The organism is Streptomyces sp. NPDC055506 (assembly GCF_053643595.1).
On sequence record NZ_JBSHKH010000006.1, the window covers coordinates 117,451 to 131,927 of the forward strand.

The window sequence follows — 14,477 nt, forward strand, 5'->3', positions numbered from 1 at the left end:
TCAGAACCAGTGCAGGCAGTGCGGGGAGCGCTCGGCGCGGAAGAGTGCGTCGGCGAGGCCGGCCGCGCCCGGGTGGTGGGCCCGGATATGGCCGGCGCGCACCAGTGTGCTCGGGGCGGTGCCGCCGAGGTAGACCGAGCCCAGGTCTCTGATGTCCAGAGACAGATCGGGCTCCCGGTCCGTCGGGACGCAGTCGGCCTTGCCGTCCCGGACGGTCAGCAGATAGCGGTCGTGCTCGCCGAGGAACGGATCCTCGACGTCGAGGACGAGCTCGCCGTCCGTGAACCAGCCGCGCGCGGTCAGCGCACGCGGGACGTCCAGCAGCCGCACCCAGAGCCAGTCCATGACGCCGCTCACCTCGCCGGCGCGGAGGTCGGCGAGCTGCCAGCGCAGCGGGTGATCGGGCGGGACGTGCTTGAACACGACGTGAGAGACCAGGTCGTGTTCGAGCACGAACCGGGCCAGGGCCGTGAAGACGGCGTCGTCGGCGGTGATGGTCTCGTCGACCGTCAGGGTGCCGGACTCGATCGAGTAGCTGGCGTACCCGTCCGGGGTGCCGTCGGCGTCCCGGTGGAGGGCGACGTAGCGCGGCGCAGGCGATATCGGGGGCTGCCCCGCGCGCAGGGCCCACCAGCGGTGCGGCCGGGACAGCGCGCCGGGCTGGGCGCGGCGGTACCGGTCGTAGACCTCTTCCAGGATCTCGCCGCACTCGGCCCGCCGCAGCACCTCGACCGAGCCGGGCGCCCGGGCGCCGGCCGTTCCGCCCGCCCGGGGCAGGGCGGGGGCGGCCCGGTGGCGAGGCACCTTCAGCTCCGCCGTGTGGGTCGCCGGTCCGTAGCCGAACCTGCCGTAGATCGAGGCCTCGGAGGCCAGCAGCACGGAAAGGAAATCCCCGCCGGCCCGCAGCCCGGCGAGCTGATGCCGCATCATCGCGGTGAGCACGCCCTGGCGCCGGTGCGAGGGCAGGACGCCGACGGCGGTCACCCCGGGGACCGGGACGAGGGCCTCACCGGGCAGGGTGAGCTCGAAGGAGTACCTGGCGGCGGTGCCGACGGGCCGCCCGTCCGCCGTCAGGGCGAGCAGGCAGCGGTCCGTTTCGAGTGCCGACCACCAGAGCCCGCCGCCGTCGACCGGGGTTTCCGGGAAAAGCCCGAACGCGGCGTGAAGGGTGTCGACGAAGACGTCGAGATCCTTGTCGGTCGTGGGACGGATCTCCATCGTTGCCGCTGCCTCCTCGGGATACCGGCACCACGACCGTGGCGTCAGGCCACAGTGCAGCGCCGCCCCGCGACAAGAGCAAGCGAATTACGACCGCATGGCCGACCATCGCCCTGTGGGGCCAGAGCGCGCCTACCCGAGGTGCAGCCGGATCGTCCCGTCCCCGGCCGCCTCCACGCGCACCCGCGTGAGGTCGTCCACCACCACGTCCGGCTCGTGGACCGCGGCCCGGGGGCCGACGCCGACCACGGTCATCCCGGCCGCGCGGCCCGCGGCGATCCCGGCTCCGGAGTCCTCGAACACGACACAGTCCGCGGGCGCCACGCCCAGTTCGGCGGCGCCCTTCAGGAAGCCCTCGGGGTCGGGCTTGCTCGCCCCGACGGACTCCGCCGTCACCCGCACCTCGGGCTGCTCGAGGCCGGCCGCGGCCATCCGGGCCGTCGAGAGCGGCACATCGGCGGAGGTCACGAGGGCGTGCGGCAGCCCGCGCAGCGAGGCGAGGAACTCCGGCGCCCCGGGGATCGCGACGACACCGTCGGTGTCCGCCGTCTCCTCGGCGAGCATCCGGGCGTTGTCGGCGTAGTTCTGCTCCATCGGCCGGCCGGGCAGCAGCAGCGCCATCGAGGCGTAGCCCTGGCGCCCGTGGACGACCTTCATGACCTCGTCCCCGTCGAGCCCGTGCCGCTCGGCCCAGCGCCGCCAGACGCGTTCGACCGCGGCATCGGAGTTGACGAGGGTGCCGTCCATGTCGAGCAGGAGGGCGCGGGCGGTGAGCACGGCGGTGGCCGTCATCGGCTGCTCCAAGGCTCAGGGCGCGGTTCCAGCGCCGGAAGGGGTGGGCGGCGGGTTCGCCTCGCACCCCGGAGGACAAGGCGGCCCCGCCCGCCGGTCAGGGAAAACGGGCGAGGGCCACTTTGTTCCCCCACGGTACAAAACAATCCCGGCTTCGCGCCAGACCCCCCGGCAGACGTTCACCGACCGTTCAGCTCAATCGAACCGAGCCCCGGCCCGAGCCCGGCCCGAGCCGTGGGCCGGACCTCTCCTCGCCGAGCCCCGGCTCGCCGACCCCACACTCACCGAGCCCCCGCTCACCCGGTCACGGCCTCCCACAGGCTCCACACCCCGAGCGCCAGCATCACCAGCGCCGCGATCTGCGTGATCAGCCGCAGCGGCACCTTCTTCATCAGCGCCTTTCCGCCGACGATGCCGATCCCGGCCACCGCCCACAGCGCGAGCACCGCGCCCAGGCCGACGGAGAGCGGGTCGTCGTAGCGGGCGGCCAGGTTCGCCGTCATGATCTGGGTGAGATCGCCGAACTCGGCGACCAGGATGAGCATGAAGCCCGCGCCCGAGACCTTCCAGAAGGACTGGTTCTCCGGCTTGCGGACCTCTTCCTCGTCCTCGCCCTTCCTCAGCAGCAGCACCGCCGCCCCACCAAGGAAGAGCACACCCGTCACCGCCTGCACGATCTGCTGCGGCAGCAGCGTCAGCACACTGCCCGCCGCGACGGCGAGCACGACATGCAGGGCGAAGGCGGCGGCGACACCGGCGAAGACGTAGGAGGCGCGGTAGCGGGTGCCGAGGACGAGGCCGGCGAGGGCGGTCTTGTCCGGCAGTTCGGCGAGGAAGACGACGCCGAAGACGACGGCCGTCACGGTCAGGCTGATCAAGGGTTCCTCAATCGGTCGGGGCTGCCCCACCGAGAGTGCTGAACCTTCACGCGACACACCTCGGCACGGCAGCGCACACGGCACCCGTGCCGAAGAGCACGGGCGTGCACTGCTTGCCGAAGGTCTCGCTGGCGGGTCCGTGAAAGGACCGCCTCCGGGCGCCGGCTCAGACGAGCTGAGCAGTATGTCGACGGTCCGGCGAAGAGCTACTCCCCTTCTGCGCCGTCCATGGTACGCGACACCCCTGGAGTGAAAAGTTCCGCCTTGAACCTTGTCATGTCATGAACTCGTCACTACCTTCTCACCGCACGCACACCTCCCCGCAACACGGTGCGGCGAGCATTCTCGCGCTCGCTGCCCAACGCCCCCACCCCACAAGGGAGTTCGTATGCCGAAGTTCTACGCGCGTCGACGGCTCAGCATACTCGCGGGCCTCACCGGCCTCATAGCCTCGGCCGGACTGATCAACGGTCCGGCCGCCTCCGCCGCCCTCCCCACGCCCGTCAGCGCGGCCACCGCCCGCACCTACCTCGCCTCGCTCACCGTGGCCACCGAGGACCGCACCGGCTACGACCGCGACCTCTTCCCGCACTGGATCACCCAGTCCGGCGCCTGCAACACCCGTGAGGTCGTCCTCAAGCGCGACGGCTCCAACGTCCAGCAGGACTCCTCCTGCGCCGCCACCAGCGGCAGCTGGTACTCCGTCTACGACGGCGCGACCTGGTCCGCCGCCTCCGACGTCGACATCGACCACCTGGTCCCGCTGGCCGAGGCCTGGGACTCCGGCGCCGACTCCTGGACGACGTCCCGCCGCCAGTCCTTCGCCAACGACCTGACCCGCCCGCAGCTCATCGCGGTCACCGACAACGTCAACCAGGCCAAGGGCGACCAGGACCCGGCCACCTGGATGCCCTCCCGGACGGCGTACCGCTGCACCTACGTCCGCGCCTGGGTCCAGGTGAAGTACTACTACGGCCTCTCGGTCGACTCCGCCGAGAAGTCCGCGCTGACGAACTACCTCTCGAGCTGCTGACACCAGGTATTTTCCGGCCGGGATCTCCCCGCTGACCTCAGTCGTTCCGTACCGTACGGGGCGACGGAGAGGGGACCACCATGGCCGGACTGCGCCTCGGACCACTGCTGAGGTACACGGACGGCTCGTCCGCGACCGTATGCGTCGAGACGAGCCGTCCGTGCTCCACCGAGGTGCGCTGCGCCGACGGCGCCGGAGGCTCGGCCCGCACCTTCCAGATCGAGGGCCACCACTACGCGCTGATCCCGGTGACCGGCCTCACCGCCGGTACGACCACGACGTACGAGGTCCTCCTCGACGGCACCCGTGTGTGGCCGCTGCCCGGCTCCCCCTTCCCGCCCTCGGCGATCCACACGCCGGGCCCCGAGGAGGGCCTCCGGGTCGCCTTCGGCTCCTGCCGCTGGGCGGCACCCCCCGCGGGCGGGCACGACCCCGTAGGCCCGGACGCCCTGGACGCCCTCGCCACCCGTCTCGCGGCCGACCCGGAGGGCGAGCGGCCCGACGTCCTGCTGCTGCTCGGCGACCAGGTGTACGCCGACGAGACCTCCGACGGCACCCAGCGCTGGCTGGCGGCCCGCCGCGACCTGAACGACCCGCCGGGCAACGGGGTCGCGGACTACGAGGAATACACGCACCTCTACTACGAGTCCTGGCTCGACCCGCGCATCCGCTGGCTGCTGTCCACCGTGCCCAGTTTCATGATCTTCGACGATCACGACGTCATCGACGACTGGAACACCTCCGCCGCCTGGCTCACCGACATGCGGGCCACCGACTGGTGGCAGGAGCGGCTGCTGAGCGGTCTGATGTCGTACTGGGTCCACCAGCACCTGGGCAATCTCTCCCTGGAGGAGCTGGCGGCCGACCCGGTGTACGAGGCGGTCCGCGAGACCCCCGACGGCACCGACGCACTGCGCGCCTTCGCCGCCCGGGCCGACGCGGACGCGGCCACGGCCCGCTGGAGCTACCGGCGCGACTTCGGGCGCGTACGCCTGCTCATGGTGGACAGCAGGGCGGCCCGCGTCCTCGCCGAGGACAGCCGCGCGATGCTCGACCCGGGCGAGGAGGCCTGGCTGCGCGAGCAGGTACGGGACACCCCCGGGGCCTACGACCACCTCCTCATCGGCACCTCGCTGCCCTGGCTGCTGCCGCATCTGGTGCATGACGCCGAGGGGTGGAACGCGGCGCTGTGCCGGGGCGAGCGGGGCGAGCGCTGGGCGCGGTTCGGGGAGAAGGTGCGGCGGGCCGCCGATCTGGAGCACTGGTCGGCGTTCCCCGAGTCCTTCGCCGGGCTGGCGGAGCTGATCGCCGAGGCCGGCTCGGGGCCGGACGCGCCGGCGACGGTGTGCGTGCTGTCCGGGGATGTGCACCACGCCTACATCGCCGAGCCCTCGTGGCCCGGCCCGGGGCCCGACGCCCGGGTGGTGCAGCTCGTCTGCTCCCCCGTCCACAACTCCGTCCCGCTGTCGATCCGGATGGGCTTCCGCATCGGCTGGACGGCGGTGGCGCGCACCCTCGGACGCGGTCTGGCCCGGCACGGCCGGCTGCCCCGTCCGCCGGTCACCTGGCGCAAGAAGGGCGGCCCCTGGTTCGGCAATCAGCTGATGACCCTGACCCTGCGCGGCCGTTCGGCCCGGCTGCGGCTGGAGCAGGCCAAGGCACGTCAGGGGGCGGGCCCCCGTCTGACAACGCTCAAGGACTCCGAACTTGCCCCATGACACACCCGTTTCACCCCTTTGCGGCAGGCGTGTCCCGCGATGTCAGTGACGCATCCCACAGCTAGCGTCAATCCTTCCCCACGAACCTCGGTTCCCGCTCGCGGCGACGGCATGATGAGGCGGACCGTCCGCTTCCCGACCGGCGGACCGCCGACACGCGCCCCACACGCCCGGGAGTACCACCCTTGTCTGCGTCGACCGAGGAACCCGTACCGGCCGAGACACCCCCACCGGTCTCCGTCGCCCTGGTCGGCGCCGGGCCACGGGGCACCAGCGTCCTGGAACGCCTCTGCGCCTCCGCCCCGGAGCTCCTCCCTCCCGGTGCCCGGCTGACGGTCCACGTGATCGACCCGGACCCGCCGGGACCCGGCCGCGTCTGGCGCACCGCCCAGCCGTCCGAGCTGCTGATGAACACCGTGGCCTGCCAGGTGACCCTGTTCACCGACGAGAGCGTGGACTGCTCGGGCCCGATCCGCCCGGGGCCCAGCCTGTACGAGTGGGCGCGCGGCACGCTGGACCCGGACGAGTACCCGACCCGGGCCGACTACGGCCGCTATCTGGAGTGGGTGTTCGCCAGGGCCGTACGGGACGCGCCGCCGAACGTGCGCGTGGAGACGCACCGGGCCCGCGCGGTCCGGCTCGACGACACCCCGGGCGGCCGGCAGGCCCTCACCCTGGACGACGGCCGGACCCTGACCGGCCTGTCCGCGGTGGTCCTGGCGCAGGGGCATCTGCCGGCGGTCGCGGACCCGGCCGGGCGGCGCCTCGCGGCCCATGCCGCCCGTCACGGACTGCGCCACATCCCGCCCGCCAACCCGGCCGATGTCGACCTGACCTCCATAGCCGCGGGCGAGCCCGTCCTGCTGCGCGGTCTCGGCCTCAACTTCTTCGACCACACCGCCCTGTTGACGACCGGCCGCGGCGGCCGTTTCGTCCGGGACACCCGGGGCGGCGGCCTGCGCTATCTCCCCTCCGGCCGGGAACCGCGGCTGTACGCCGGTTCGCGGCGCGGGATCCCGTACCAGGCGCGCGGCGACAACGCGAAGGGGCCGTACGGCCGGCACGTCCCGCTCGTCCTCACGCCGGAGACGATCGCGGGCTTCCGCAAGCGCGCGGACTCCGGGGAGGCGCCCGACTTCCTCGCGGAGATATGGCCGCTGGTGGCGAAGGAGGTCGAGACGGTCTACTACTCCGCGCTGCTGCGGCGGGCCGGAACCGCCGAGCGACGGTGCTCGGAGTTCACCGGCCGCTTCCTGGCGGTGCCGCACGGAGACCCCCGGGAGACCGTACTGCTGGACGAGTTCGGCGTGCCCGGTGCCGACCGCTGGTGCTGGCAGCGGGTGTCCCGCCCGCACGCGGGACGGGACTTCGCGCACCCCGGCGAGTGGCGCGACTGGCTGCTGTCGTATCTGCGCGAGGACGCCGCGCAGGCCGCCCTGGGCAATGTCCGGGGCCCGCTGAAGGCGGCCCTCGACGTGCTGCGCGACCTGCGCAACGAACTCCGGCTGATCGTCGACCACGGGGGCCTCGCCGGCGCCTCCCGCCGGGACCATCTGGACCGCTGGTACACCCCGCTCAACGCCTTCCTGTCCATCGGCCCGCCCCGGCGCCGTATCGAGGAACTGGCGGCCCTGATGGAGGCGGGTGTGGTGCGGGTGCTCGGGCCGCGCCTGGAGGTGACGGAGGAGGACGGGGCCTGGGTGGCGCACTCACCCGAGGTGCCGGGCTCGGCCGTCCGTGTGACAACCCTCATAGAGGCCCGTCTGCCGGAGGCCGACTTGCGGAGCACGGCCGACGGGCTCCTCGCCGAGCTGCTACGGACGGGCCAGTGCCGCCCGCACACCGCCGACGGTTACGAGACAGGCGGATTGGACGTCACCCCACGCCCGTATCGTCTGATGGATCGTCAAGGTGTTGTACACACAAGGCGGTTCGCGTTCGGCGTGCCGACGGAAGGTGTGCACTGGGTGACCGCCGCGGGGGCCCGCCCGGGTGTGGATTCGGTCACGCTTTCGGACGCGGACGCGGTCGCCAGAGCCGCTCTACGTGCGGTTGCGACCAGAAGCGACACCCAAACAGAGGTAAACCAGTGGCCAAATGTTGAACTTGCAAGCATCAATTAGGCACACCTAACGTGGGCTACTCATCGGTTCTGTCCCCCGACCGGCCTTGCCCTGGCCGGCCGCCCGAAGGAGTCCCCCACATGACCGAACGCCTCAACGGCGCCCAGCCGTACGCTCTCGGGCTGTTCCGGATCGTCATCGGCCTGCTGTTCTCCTGCCACGGCGCCGTCGCGCTCTTCGGCGTCCTCGGAGGTGTGGACGGCAAGGGCGGCACCGCGGCGACCGGCGCCTGGCCGAACTGGTACGCGGCCGTCATCGAACTCGTCGGCGGCATCCTGGTCCTGCTGGGCCTGGGCACCCGCGCTGCGGCCTTCATATCGTCCGGCGCGATGGCCTACGCGTACTTCAAGGTCCACCAGCCCCAGGGCCTGTGGCCGATCGAGAACAGCGGCGAGGGCGCGGCCATGTACTGCTGGGCCATGTTCCTGCTGATCTTCACCGGCTCCGGCGCGTTCGGCGTGGACCGGCTGCTGGCGCGGCGCACCTCCGCTCAGGGGCAGCGCTCCACGGAGCAGACGCCGGTGACCGCCTGAGCCGCCCGGACACCACCACGGAGGACGGCGCCTTCCCCGCTTCGGGGAGGCGCCGTTCTGCTGCCCTGCGGCGCGTCGCCTACTCGTCCCTGTCCACCGGCTCGAACGGCACCGTGAAACAGGCCGCCCGCTCCCCCGCGCCGCCCGGCACGTCGTGGATCACGACCGAGGACGCCTCGCCCGGCCGGAAGCCCCAGCTGTGCCGGGCACTGGCCGCGCCCGCGCCGCGCCGGTCGGCCGTGAAGTCCAGCCAGACCTCGTTCTCCGGGCTGACATGGTGCGGATCGCTCGACGGCCGGTGCTGGTAGTGCCCGCCGGCGGCCTCCGGGTCGGCGCCGCACGGCTTCTGATGCACATGGACGCCGTACGCGTGCCCGGGCTTCATGCCGGCCACCTTCAGCCGTACGGTCGTCGCGCCGCCGGGTGCGGTGTGCTGGCGGACCTCGATCCACGAGCCCACCGGCACGAGGCTCCTGTCGTACGTCAGCGCCGCCGACCGGTCCGCTGCCCCGGGCACGGTGAACCGGGCCTCCGCCCGCACCGAGTGACTCTCGACAGCCTCGACACCGCCCGGACCACCGGCGAACAAAGTGGCCGCGACGGCGCTCGCGCATATCCCTGCCAGCATGATGTGTACCGTTCCTCGCCTTGTGTCTGATGCAGCCCCTTCCGTTGCTACGGGACACCCGCGCCCGCCGCCCTCCGGGAGATGGCAGCCGGGTGACAACCGGGAGCGAACCCCGTGAACGGACCGTCACACCCCAGGCGTACGCTGTATGGCTGTCATGGCCATTCCCGCCGCTCCCCGCGCGACATCGCGGCACGGTCTGGCCCACGGGGGATTCACGGGGAGTCACGGTGCTGGAGCATTTGGGGTCGCTGATCGGCAGCCCATGGATCTACGCGGTGGTGGCCCTGTCCATCCTGCTCGACGTGTTTCTGCCGGTGCTGCCCAGCGGCGTCCTGGTGATCACGGTGGCCACGGCGGCGGCCGCGGGCTCGGCGACCGATGTGCCCGACATCCTGGCGCTGACCCTCTGCGCGGCCACCGCCTCCGTCCTCGGTGACCTGGTCGCCTATCGCCTCGCCTGGCGCGGCGGCGCCCGGCTGGACCGGGCGATCTCCCGCTCCCGGCGTCTGACCACCGCGCAGGAACGTCTCGGCGCGGCGCTGGCGCGGGGCGGCGGCGCGCTCGTCGTCCTCGCGCGCTTCGCCCCCGCGGGCCGCTCGGTCGTCTCCCTCGGCGCGGGCGCCGCCCACCGCCGCGCCCGCGACTTCCTCCCCTGGTCGGCCCTGGCCGGCCTGACGTGGGCCGCGTACAGCGTCGCCCTCGGCTGGTTCGGCGCGCACTGGCTGGGCGCGAGCTGGCTGGCGACTGCGGTGTCAGTGGGGGCGCTGTTCGGGGCGGGGGCGGGGGCGGCTTACGTCATGCGCAGGGAGCCGCGGGCGTCGGAGGCGTCGTAGGCCTCGCGGGTCCGCGGGCGTCGTAGGAGCCCTGCCGTGATGGCTGGACCTCAGCTCGCTCGGCGAGCGGCGGCTCCCCGGATCTCCAGCCCGTCCAGCAACTCCTCCGTGGCCTGCGCGACGGCCTCCACGGCGCGGTCGAACACCTCCTGGTTGTGAGCGGCGGGGGCCCGGAATCCCGAAACCTTCCGCACGTACTGCAACGCGGCAGCCCGAATGTCGTCCGCCGTGGCCTCCTCGGCCATCGCAGGGGGACGAAGCGTCTTGATACTCCGGCACATGCCCCCAGTCTCACCCTTTCGGCCCCCGTACGACAGCGACTCCTGCCATGATCTCCGCGAGGCGGCCACCACTGTGGGGCCGACCGATGAGAGGAACCCGACATGGGGAACGAACTCACCGTGGCCGTATTGGGCCCCGGCGGCGTGGGCGGCCTGCTCGCCGCGCTGCTCTCCCGCACCGGCCACCGGGTGATCTGCCTGTCCGGCGAGGAGACGGCCCGGACCCTGCGCACGGACGGCATCCGGATCCGCAGCACACACTTCGGCGACTTCACGGCCCCGGTAGAGGCCGACACGCTCCTGCGTGAACCGGTCGACGCGTGCTTCGTAACCGTCAAGCACACCGCCCTCGACGCCGCCCTGGCGCGCGTCCCCGCACCCGCGCTCGCCGACGGCCTCGTCGTGCCGTTCCTGAACGGCGTCGAACACCCGGCGACCCTGCGTGCCCGCTACCGTCCCGACCTCGTCGCCCCGGGCGTCATCCGCGTCGAGTCGACCCGGACCGCCCCGGGCGTCATCGAACACGGCAGCCCCTTCGCCGAGATCGACCTGACCGGTACGGCGGTGCCCCGCGCCCGCCTCGACACCCTCGCCGAGGCCCTCACCGCCGCCGGGCCGACCACCCGCGTCCAGGACGACGAGACGGCGGCCCTGTGGGCGAAGATGTCGTTCCTGGCCCCGTTCGCCCTGCTCACAACCGTCCACGCCCTCCCCCTCGGTGAGATCCGCACCCGCCACCGCGATGAACTGACGGCGCTGGTGGAGGAGACGGCCGCGATCAGCCGCGCGTGCGGCGGCCCGGCCGACCCGGCCCAGGCCCTCGCCCGCTACGACGCCTTCCCGCCGCGGACGAGGTCTTCGATGCAGCGCGACGCCGAGGCGGGCCGTCCTCTCGAACTGGACGCCATCGGCGGTGCGTTGCTCCGCGCGGCCGAGCGGCACGGCGTTCCGGCTCCGGTGACTGCGCGGGTGGTGGGAGAACTGGAGAGGGAACACACGTTCGCGTGAACCCCAGGAAGAGACTCGCCACTCAAATTCGAACAGGCGTATCATTGGGGCGTGGCTACGACCTATGACTTTCCGAGTGACCTCCTCGCCGGTCAGGAGGAACTCCATCAGGTCCGCGCCGAGCTGTCGGTCCTGCTGAAGCGGCTGCCCTGGTCGGTGGAGCCGGTGGACGGCTTCAGCGACGACAACGGCTGGCGCAAGGTCGAGCGCCCCGCCTCCCCCGGCTGGAGCGCCGACGAACAGGCCGAGGTGGAGAAGCTCCGAAGGCGCGAGCACGAACTCGCGGTGTTCGTCAGCACCCACCGCTACTGGTCCGAACTCACCGGCCCCGAGCGGGTGACGGCCCGTTCCCAGCTGAAGCACGCGCACGAGGCTCCGCCGGAGGAGACCGACGGAGCCTCGTAGCCGCGGGGGCGTCAGCCGCGGCTCTTGCCCAGGAGCTTGTTCATCTCGCGGATCTCGGCGTTCTGCGCGGTGACGATGTCACCGGCCATGGCCTTGGCGGGGCTGTACCGGCCCTTGCTCTTCTCTACGGCGGCCATCTCCACGGCACCCTCGTGGTGCTCGACCATCAGGGTCAGGAACTGCGTGTCGAAGGCCTTGCCCGTCAGCTTCTCCAGGCCGGCCATGTCCTCGCCGCCCATCATCCCGGGCATGCCGGAGTGGCCGGAGGCCGAGTGGCCCATGTCCTTTCCGGCCCCGGGGGCGTCCTCACCCCACTGCTTCAGCCAGCCGGTCATGGTCCTGATCTCCGGGTCCTGGGCCTTCTCGACCCGCGCCGCCAGGTCCTTGACCGCACCGGAGACGGCCCGGCCGTCGGCCAGCCGCGCCATCTCCAGCGCCTGCCGGTGGTGCGGGATCATGCCCTGCGCGAAGGACACGTCCTGGGCGTTGTGGGCTCCGCTCGTGGCCTCGGCGCCGGCGGACTCGGAGGCGGAGGCGGAGGCGTGCGCGTCGTGCCCGCTGCCGCTGTTGTCGCCACCGTCGCCGCCGCACGCGGCGAGGACGAACGTCGCGGCACCGGCCGCCGCCACGAGGGCGGCCCGGCGCGTCAGATTACGGATGCTGTACGTGCTGTTCATGCGTGAACTCCTGCTTCTGCAAGGAGAGGGAATGGGATTCGGACACGTCGACGCACCACACCGGCAAGGGCGTTGGCCCCCGGCGCGATGCGTACGCGGTGTCTAAATCCGCAGAAGCTGGAGTTCGGCGAGGGAGGGCGGGGCACGCGCGCCTTCCGCTTCCCCGCCCGCGAACGCCCGTACGACGTCCGCCGCTACGCCCCCGGGGACCGGGTCGGGAACCAGCGGGGGCAACACCGGCCCACCACTCAGCGCCCCCGACGCACAGGTCGCGTCGGCATGATGGACGGACCCGCCACCGCAGTGCGCGTAGGGCGTGGCCTGGGAGTGCGTCTGAGGTGCGTGACTGTCCGACACGTGCGTCCCCTGAGGGACAGCACCCCCGGGCGCCAGCCCGTGCATCCCCAGCAACCCCGCCAACAGCCCCAGCACACACAGCACACGCCACCGCCGGACGACGGATCGCGGGGCACGCTGGACGGGACTGTTCACGGCGCCCATCGTAGAGAAGGCGTTCGACTGCTCGTACCCCGATCGGGCTAACTCGGCCAGCCGTCTGCAACCGCGCTGCCTCTCCCCAGGTCATGCACCGCACGACACGAATGACCCCGAGGGGAAACCATGAGCCAGCAGTACCCGCAGCAGCAGAACCAGCCCTACCCGCCCCAGCAGCCGGGGTTCGGCGCCCCGGCACCCCAGCCGCCGAAGAAGCGCAGCGCCGGCAAGATCGCGGGCCTCGGGTGCGCGGGCATCGTCGCCCTCTTCGTCATCGTCGCCGTCGCCACGGGCGGCGGAAGCAGCGAGAGCAAGGACACCTCGAAAAAGGACAAGGCGGTCGCCGCCGACGGCAAGCCCGGGGGCGGCGGGGACAGCGGGGCCGAGCCGGCCGACGAGAAGTCCCAGGCCGAGCAGTTCCGGAGCTGCGTCGCCAAGAACGGCACGGACACCGAGAAGGCCGCGGTCGAGCACGTCACCAAGGTGACCGGCGCGGACAAGCGCAACGACATCCTCGACTCGGCAGAGGTCTTCACCGACTACACCGGCGGCATCGTGGGCCCGCACCAGGGCGAGGGCAAGCTCATCGCCTCCGCGTTCACGTCCTGCTACGAGTCCGAGAACGGCCTCGTGACGGTCTACGACAAGGACGGCGAACTGCTGGCCAACGCGAATTACTGACCCCACACGAAAGATGCCTTCCGGAAATCTTCCCGGAAGGCATCTGATGTGCTGCTCGCAATCTGTGGGCGCGGACGGTTTCGAACCGCCGACATCCTGCTTGTAAGGCAGGCGCTCTACCCCTGAGCTACGCACCCGGCTCCCGGGCCGGACGCCCAGGACGAGTCGACAGCCTACATTGCCCGGGGCGCGGACCGGCAATCCCGTTTCCGTGGGGCGGGCCGGGGGTTATCCCCCCTTCGGATCCGGGAGTGGCCCGGATCCCCCGGCGGGCCCCGGATCCATACGGTCGTAGAGCGCTCAAGGAGCGCCCGTCGTCCGCTCAGGGGGAGATCGTCATGGCCCGCACCATCCGTACCACCGGCACCACCCGCACCGCTGCCGCACGCGCGATCGCCGTCGCCGGTGCCGTGGCCGTCCTCGTCGCCGGGCTCAGCGCCTGCGGGGCGTCCGCCGGGGACGACACGGAACCCGACCACCGGTCCTTCGACCTCCAGGGCGGCACCCTGACCGTCGACAGCGACGACTCCGCCCTGGAGATCGTCGCCGCCGACCGGAACCCGGAGGGCGAGATCGGGGTCACCCGGTGGTTCCAGGGCTCGGTCGTCGTCGGCAAGGAGCCCAAGGTCACCTGGTCGATGCGGGACGACCGGCTGGTGCTGCGGCTGAAGTGCTCCGGCGTCGTAGCGGACTGCGCGGCCAAGCACCGGATCGAGGTGCCCAGGGGCATCGAAGTGAAGGTCGAGGACGGCGACGGCAGCGTGCGCGCCCGGGGCTTCCGGGACCCGCTGAGCATTCGTACGGGCGACGGCTCCGTCCGCGTCACCGACACCACCGGGCCCCTGGAGCTGCGCACCGGCGACGGATCCATCCGCGCTGAGGTCTCCTCCCGTGACGTCCGCACCCGCACCGGCGACGGCTCGGCCCGCCTCGAACTCGGCGTCGTACCGGACCGTGTGGAGTCCCGCAGCGGCGACGGTTCCGTGACCATCGCGCTGCCCGAGGCGAGGTACCGCGTGACCACCGAGACCGGCGACGGCGGCGTGGATGTGTCCGTGCCCCGGGACGAGAGCAGCCGCCATGTGGTGTCCGCCCGGACCGGCGACGGCAAAGTGACGGTCCGAACGGCGAACTGACCGGCCCGTGTGTTCGTCCTCTACCGGTGGGAGAA

16 protein-coding genes and 1 tRNA gene are annotated in these 14,477 nt (G+C 72.1%); 9 read left to right on the forward strand and 8 right to left on the reverse strand.

Annotated elements, in window-relative coordinates:
* From ACWIF2_RS04455 to ACWIF2_RS04465, 3 genes are all read right to left on the reverse strand, one after another.
* Positions 1–1,218 carry a GNAT family N-acetyltransferase gene (locus ACWIF2_RS04455; RefSeq protein WP_454358542.1) on the reverse strand — a complete coding sequence of 406 codons (1,218 nt, stop codon included), beginning with the start codon at positions 1,216–1,218 and terminating at the stop codon, positions 1–3.
* A gap of 132 nt (positions 1,219–1,350) precedes the next feature.
* Positions 1,351–2,010 carry an HAD-IA family hydrolase gene (locus ACWIF2_RS04460; protein WP_454358543.1) on the reverse strand — a complete coding sequence of 220 codons (660 nt, stop codon included), beginning with the start codon at positions 2,008–2,010 and terminating at the stop codon, positions 1,351–1,353.
* A gap of 296 nt (positions 2,011–2,306) precedes the next feature.
* Positions 2,307–2,888, reverse strand: a complete 582-nt coding sequence (locus ACWIF2_RS04465; RefSeq protein WP_454358544.1) for a TMEM165/GDT1 family protein — start codon at positions 2,886–2,888, stop codon at positions 2,307–2,309.
* A gap of 388 nt (positions 2,889–3,276) precedes the next feature.
* Here ACWIF2_RS04465 and ACWIF2_RS04470 point away from each other — a divergent pair, with 388 nt between their 5' ends.
* The 4 genes from ACWIF2_RS04470 (at position 3,277) to ACWIF2_RS04485 (ending at position 8,295) form a co-directional block, all read left to right on the forward strand.
* Positions 3,277–3,921: an HNH endonuclease family protein gene (locus tag ACWIF2_RS04470; protein ID WP_454358545.1), complete on the forward strand. Its 645-nt coding sequence runs from the start codon at positions 3,277–3,279 to the stop codon at positions 3,919–3,921.
* Between the two features lie 80 nt (positions 3,922–4,001).
* Complete coding sequence (locus tag ACWIF2_RS04475; RefSeq protein ID WP_454358546.1) at positions 4,002–5,639, forward strand: alkaline phosphatase D family protein; 1,638 nt, start codon at positions 4,002–4,004, stop codon at positions 5,637–5,639.
* Between the two features lie 185 nt (positions 5,640–5,824).
* Positions 5,825–7,762 (forward strand): FAD/NAD(P)-binding protein, encoded by a 1,938-nt coding sequence (locus tag ACWIF2_RS04480; protein ID WP_454358547.1) that lies wholly within the window; start codon positions 5,825–5,827, stop codon positions 7,760–7,762.
* Between the two features lie 80 nt (positions 7,763–7,842).
* Entirely contained in the window at positions 7,843–8,295 is a 453-nt protein-coding gene (locus ACWIF2_RS04485; RefSeq protein ID WP_454358548.1) for a DoxX family protein, read from the forward strand.
* Positions 8,296–8,374: 79 nt separating this feature from the next.
* Here the strand turns inward: ACWIF2_RS04485 and ACWIF2_RS04490 are convergent, their stop codons facing one another.
* A complete protein-coding gene (locus tag ACWIF2_RS04490; protein ID WP_454358550.1) occupies positions 8,375–8,923 on the reverse strand; it encodes a superoxide dismutase family protein in 549 nt (182 codons plus the stop codon).
* 230 nt (positions 8,924–9,153) lie between these two features.
* Here ACWIF2_RS04490 and ACWIF2_RS04495 point away from each other — a divergent pair, with 230 nt between their 5' ends.
* Positions 9,154–9,759 carry a DedA family protein gene (locus tag ACWIF2_RS04495; protein ID WP_454358552.1) on the forward strand — a complete coding sequence of 202 codons (606 nt, stop codon included), beginning with the start codon at positions 9,154–9,156 and terminating at the stop codon, positions 9,757–9,759.
* Positions 9,760–9,809: 50 nt separating this feature from the next.
* On the opposite strand, the gene ACWIF2_RS04500 is transcribed toward ACWIF2_RS04495, so the two are convergent.
* The gene (locus tag ACWIF2_RS04500) at positions 9,810–10,040 is read right to left on the reverse strand and encodes a DUF2277 domain-containing protein (RefSeq protein WP_454358553.1); all 231 of its coding nucleotides are present in this window, start codon (positions 10,038–10,040) and stop codon (positions 9,810–9,812) included.
* Positions 10,041–10,142: 102 nt separating this feature from the next.
* On the opposite strand from ACWIF2_RS04500, the gene ACWIF2_RS04505 reads away from it, so the two are divergent.
* Positions 10,143–11,048: a ketopantoate reductase family protein gene (locus ACWIF2_RS04505; RefSeq protein WP_454358554.1), complete on the forward strand. Its 906-nt coding sequence runs from the start codon at positions 10,143–10,145 to the stop codon at positions 11,046–11,048.
* Between the two features lie 51 nt (positions 11,049–11,099).
* Positions 11,100–11,453, forward strand: coding sequence for a hypothetical protein (locus ACWIF2_RS04510; RefSeq protein ID WP_454358555.1), 354 nt, complete (start codon positions 11,100–11,102; stop codon positions 11,451–11,453).
* A gap of 11 nt (positions 11,454–11,464) precedes the next feature.
* Here the strand turns inward: ACWIF2_RS04510 and ACWIF2_RS04515 are convergent, their stop codons facing one another.
* Entirely contained in the window at positions 11,465–12,130 is a 666-nt protein-coding gene (locus tag ACWIF2_RS04515) for a DUF305 domain-containing protein (RefSeq protein WP_454358556.1), read from the reverse strand.
* A 102-nt stretch (positions 12,131–12,232) separates the two neighbouring features.
* Positions 12,233–12,631: a DUF6153 family protein gene (locus tag ACWIF2_RS04520; RefSeq protein ID WP_454358557.1), complete on the reverse strand. Its 399-nt coding sequence runs from the start codon at positions 12,629–12,631 to the stop codon at positions 12,233–12,235.
* A gap of 120 nt (positions 12,632–12,751) precedes the next feature.
* Here ACWIF2_RS04520 and ACWIF2_RS04525 point away from each other — a divergent pair, with 120 nt between their 5' ends.
* Positions 12,752–13,306 (forward strand): hypothetical protein, encoded by a 555-nt coding sequence (locus tag ACWIF2_RS04525; protein ID WP_454358558.1) that lies wholly within the window; start codon positions 12,752–12,754, stop codon positions 13,304–13,306.
* 65 nt (positions 13,307–13,371) lie between these two features.
* On the opposite strand, the gene ACWIF2_RS04530 is transcribed toward ACWIF2_RS04525, so the two are convergent.
* Positions 13,372–13,443, reverse strand: a tRNA-Val gene (locus ACWIF2_RS04530).
* Positions 13,444–13,644: 201 nt separating this feature from the next.
* On the opposite strand from ACWIF2_RS04530, the gene ACWIF2_RS04535 reads away from it, so the two are divergent.
* Positions 13,645–14,442, forward strand: a complete 798-nt coding sequence (locus ACWIF2_RS04535; protein WP_454358559.1) for a DUF4097 family beta strand repeat-containing protein — start codon at positions 13,645–13,647, stop codon at positions 14,440–14,442.
* The last annotated feature ends 35 nt before the right edge of the window (positions 14,443–14,477 follow it).